This is a genomic window from Actinomycetota bacterium (assembly GCA_005774595.1).
Classification (GTDB): domain Bacteria; phylum Actinomycetota; class Coriobacteriia; order Anaerosomatales; family D1FN1-002; genus D1FN1-002.
In genome coordinates this window covers 1-4,480 of record VAUM01000152.1, presented here as the reverse complement: position 1 = coordinate 4,480, position 4,480 = coordinate 1, and the positions used below count along the sequence as shown (strand labels likewise).

Sequence of the window (4,480 nt, the reverse complement as noted above, 5' to 3'; positions counted from 1 at the left end):
GCGATCGACGCGTCGGGCTCCGGCGGCACCGGCAGCGTCACGGTGCGGTCGCCGGACGGCGAAGCGACGCGCATCTGCAGGCTGGACCCGGGGTAGAACCCGGAGCCGTTGCGGGATGGGCTCTGCAACCGCCACCACGGGGTGACGGCCAGATGCGCCTCGTACATGACCACCGCGTACTCGCCGGCCGGGACCACGACCGAACCGGCGCCGAAGCTGGTCGACAGTGCGGGCGACGAGCCCATCGCGCCGGCGTCCTGCGACAGCGGCGAGAGCCCCGTGCCGGAGTGCGACGACGGATCGCCCGTGTCCGGCTCGGTCGCGGTGGTGTAGAACTTCCACCCGCGTGTCGCGTCGAATCCGACAGCGTTCTTGCTGCCGCTGTTCAGGTAGTGGTCGTACGCGAAGCTGAAGGCCCCGAACGACACCGGCGCGTCACCGCCGGAGTTGTCGATGGTGAACCGGTACGGGACCCAGTCCCCCTCGTCGTAGTCCTTGCCGAGGTTGGCGGGCACCCACCCGGCCCACGGGGTCAGGCGATAGCCCTCCAGCCTGACGCTGACACTCCCCTGCGCCGTCACGGCTGCTGCGGACACAGCGGCCTCGACGGCCTGACGACGGGTCTTCTGGCCCGACGTCTTGTTCGTGCCGACCGTCTTCCCGGCCGGCCCCGTGCGCGTGACTGCCCCCTTGACCGCTGTGCGCTCGCGTGTCGCGCCACCGGGGCGCGCCTTCGGAGTGTCCGGCGCCGTGGTGACCGGCGGTGCGACCTCGGACTCGGCCGGCGCCGCCTCCTGCGGGGGAGCGGGCTCCTCGGCAGCGGGCGCTTCCGTCGCGGCACCCTCAGCAGGCGACGAGGCCCCGGCCTGGGCGGCAGGGACCTCGGCTGTCGGCGCCTCAGCGGCGTACCCGATGCCTGAGAACGAGAGTGTGAACGCGACGACCAGCAGTGTGGAGAGCAGTCGGCGCCACGGTCCCTGTCCGTAGACCCTGCGTGTCATGGCTCTCACCTCCGCACTTTCGTGCCGGAGGACGCCCGAAAGAAGTGTCTTCGAATCGGATCGGACCCTGAAGAACGCAGAAACCGGCCCTCTCCGTGCGGGCCGGTCTCACCATTGGACTCCACGCCGCTCGGACAGGTGACCGAGGAGGAAGCGGCGCTTCAACGTCTCCCGTTGCTCTTGACGCTCTCTTCAGGTGTCAATCCGGCGATGAACGATTGCCTGACGCTACTCCGTTCTTGCCCTCTTGTGTGCCGTTTCTCACATAATCTTTCGTAATGTCTAAATCTTGTGTGACGCGTGAGTGACCGTATGTGCGCGGTGTCACGACACAGCGAGGGCGCGCCGGCAGCGGCGGGCGGTTCGGAAGGGCGTCCGAGAGCGGCTGGCTAGCGGGCGGATCGGCGGCGGGACGGCCGCTGGACAGCGCCCGGCCGCACGAGCGCCCGGCGCAGGACCTCGTCCATGTGCTCGACCGGCACGATCTCCATCTCCTCGCGCACGTGAGCGGGCAGCAGCTCGAGGTCGCGCACGTTCTCCTTGGGGATGAGCACCGTCTCGATCCCCGCGCGGTGAGCAGCGAGGAGCTTCTCCTTCAGGCCGCCGATCGGCAGCACGTGGCCGCGCAGCGTGATCTCACCGGTCATCGCGACCTCACGCCGCACCGGCGCCCCGGTGAGGACGGACACGAGCGCCGTGGCCATCGTGATGCCGGCGGACGGGCCGTCCTTCGGGATAGCCGCCTCCGGCACGTGGATGTGGACGTCGAGGTGCTCGCTGAAATCCTCCGCGACGCCGAGCTGCTCGGCGCGCGCGCGCGTGTAGGACACCGCGGCCTGAGCGGACTCGCGCATCACTTCGCCGAGCTGGCCCGTGAGGATGAGCGCGCCCTTGCCCGCCATCGTGGTGGCCTCGATGAAGATGACGTCGCCGCCCACCTCGGTCCATACCAAGCCGGTGGAGACGCCGACCTCGTCGCGTTCCTCCGCGAGCCCGAAGGTGAACTTCTCGGGCCCGAGGTACTTCGCGACCGTGCGGCCGGTGACGCGCGTCTTGCCGCGCTTGCCCTCGACCACCTTGCGGGCCACCTGCCGGCAGATCGCCGCGACGTTGCGCTCGAGCCCGCGCACCCCCGCCTCGCGCGTGTACCGTCGCACGATCTCCTTGAGCGCCGAGTCGTCGAACTCGACCTTGGCTTCGGACAGCCCATGCTCGCGGATCTGCTTCGGCACGAGGTAGCGCCTCGCGATGTGGAGCTTCTCCTCCTCGGTGTAGCCGGGGAAGTGGATGACCTCCATGCGGTCACGCAGCGGCGCCGGGATCGGATCGAGCAGGTTCGCGGTCGTGATGAACATGACGTCCGACAGGTCGAACGGCGCCTCGAGGTAGTGGTCCTGGAACGAGTAGTTCTGCTCCGGGTCGAGGACCTCGAGCAGCGCCGAGGTGGGGTCGCCCCGGAAGTCGGCGCCGACCTTGTCGACCTCGTCCATCATGAACACCGGGTTGCGCGTACCGGCCTGGCTGACCGACTGGATGATGCGGCCCGGCAGCGCGCCGACGTACGTGCGCCGGTGCCCGCGGACCTCGGCCTCGTCGCGCACGCCGCCGAGCGACATCCTGATGAACTTGCGGTTGAGCGCCCGTGCGATCGACTTGCCTATCGAGGTCTTGCCGACGCCCGGAGGGCCGACGAAGCACAGGATCGGCCCGCGCATCTTGTCGGTGAGCTTGTGCACGGCGAGGTACTCGAGGATGCGCTCCTTGACCTTCTCGAGCCCGTAGTGGTCCTCGTCGAGGATGCGCTGGGCCTCGAGGAGGTCGAGCTTCTCCTCGTCCGTCACCTGCCATGGCAGACCGGTGAGCCAGTCGAGGTAGGTGCGGATGACGCCGGTCTCGGCGCTGGCGGGCGGCATCTTCTCGAGGCGCCCGACCTCCTTGAGGGCCTTCTCAGCGACCTCCTCGGGCATCCCGGACTGCTTGATCTTCTCGGTGTACTCCTCGACCTCGGCCTGGACCTCGTCGTACTGCCCCAGCTCTTGTTGTATCGCCTTGAGCTGCTCGCGGAGGAAGTACTCGCGCTGGGTCTTGGTCATCGACTCCTTCACGCGGTCCTGGATGCGGCTGCCCAGCTCGAGCAGCTCGATCTCCTTGCGCAGGAACCGCGCCGTCGCCTCGAGCCGCGCCATCGGGGCGATCGCCTCGAGGATGATCTGCTTCTCATCGGCCTTCAGGTTGAGGTGGAACGTGAGGAAGTCCGCGAGCCTGCCGGGCTCGGTGATGCTGCCCGCGGCGAGGAGGACCTCCTGCGGGATCGGCTTGCCGAGCGCGGCCGCCTTCTCGAAGTCGTCCACGATCGCGCGCATGAGTGCCTCGGTCTCCATGTCGACCGAGGTGTCCTCCTCGATGTACTCGACCCGGACGGCGAGGTACGGCCGGTCCTCTACCAGTTCGAGGACGCGGATGCGCCTCTGCCCCTCGACGAGCGCCTTGGCGGTGCCGTCGGGCAGCTTCAGCTCTTGGAGGATGTTGGCGACGCACCCGATGTCGTAGATGTCGTCGCGGCCCGGGTCCTGGGTGTCGGCGCGCTTCTGCGTCACCAGCGCCACGAGGTGGCCCGCGCGCATCGCCTCCTCGAGCGCGTTGATCGAGCGCTCCCGGCCGACGAAGAGCGGGACGACGAGGTTCGGGAAGAGCGTGAGGTCACGCAGCGGGATGAGCGGCAGCACGTCGCCGCCCACGGGATCGTCGCTCATCGCCGTCACTCCGCTCACCTCCACGCCTCGACAACGCCGGTACGGTAATCTTGCCCGTAGATTCGCCGTCACATAACCCCCCACCTGCCGACAGCGGTCACGACCGCCGGGCCCCGGAGCCGCGCAAGATGCAGGACCGGACCGCCGCAACCCCCATCCGCGCCGCTCGTGCGCTCGCTGCGCTGTGCGCCGTCGCGGCGCTCGCGTCCGGGCTGCCGGCGGCGTCCGCCGCGCCGCCGAAGGCAGCGGACGGGCCGGTCTACTCGGTGCGCGTGGACAACGCGGCGCCCTCGGTGCCGCTGAAGGGCAAGGCCGCGTTCACCGTGGTCTCCCGGGTCGAGACCGGCTCGCCCTACGTGGAGGTGCGCGTCCGGGTGCTCCGCCCGAGCGGCAAGCTCTTCTACCAGCGCACGCGGGTGTTCAACGACGTCGAGTCCTCCACCGTGCCGGCGCAGTTCGACCGCGACCTCACCGAGGGGGACCTTCGGGCCGGCCGCTACCCCGTCGAGGTCCGCGTGCGCGCGCGAGGCACGACCGGCAAGGTGAACGAGGTCGTCACACAGGGGCGCATCCTCGTCTACGACCCGGTTGCGCCGCGCGTGCCCCTCGCCGTGGTCGTCCGGGTCGCCGGCGCGCCTGCGCTCGATCCCGACGGGCGGTTCGTCGAGGATCCGGCCGTCACGAACGGCCCGCTCGACGCGGCGCAAGACCTGGTGGCTCTCGCGG

The 4,480-nt window shown here is 69.6% G+C and carries 3 protein-coding genes and 1 riboswitch; of the genes, 1 reads left to right on the top strand and 2 read right to left on the bottom strand.

Annotation, left to right across the window (positions count from 1 at the left end; all coding sequences use genetic code 11):
* On the bottom strand, positions 1–1,001 hold a 1,001-nt coding region (locus tag FDZ70_06810), incomplete at its 3' end, for a hypothetical protein (GenBank protein TLM76281.1).
* Positions 1,002–1,095: 94 nt separating this feature from the next.
* Positions 1,096–1,182, bottom strand: a riboswitch (cyclic di-GMP riboswitch).
* Positions 1,183–1,390: 208 nt separating this feature from the next.
* The gene (lon, locus tag FDZ70_06805) at positions 1,391–3,754 is read right to left on the bottom strand and encodes an endopeptidase La (protein TLM76280.1); all 2,364 of its coding nucleotides are present in this window, start codon (positions 3,752–3,754) and stop codon (positions 1,391–1,393) included.
* 128 nt (positions 3,755–3,882) lie between these two features.
* On the opposite strand from lon, the gene FDZ70_06800 reads away from it, so the two are divergent.
* Positions 3,883–4,480, top strand: a 598-nt coding sequence (locus tag FDZ70_06800; protein ID TLM76279.1) for a hypothetical protein, incomplete at its 3' end; no start/stop codon positions are given.

What these genes read in the sequence shown, in the direction of transcription:
- lon (TLM76280.1), bottom strand. Translation starts at nt 3,754, where the DNA reads ATGAGCGACGATCCCGTGGGCGGCGACGTGCTGCCGCTCATCCCGCTG.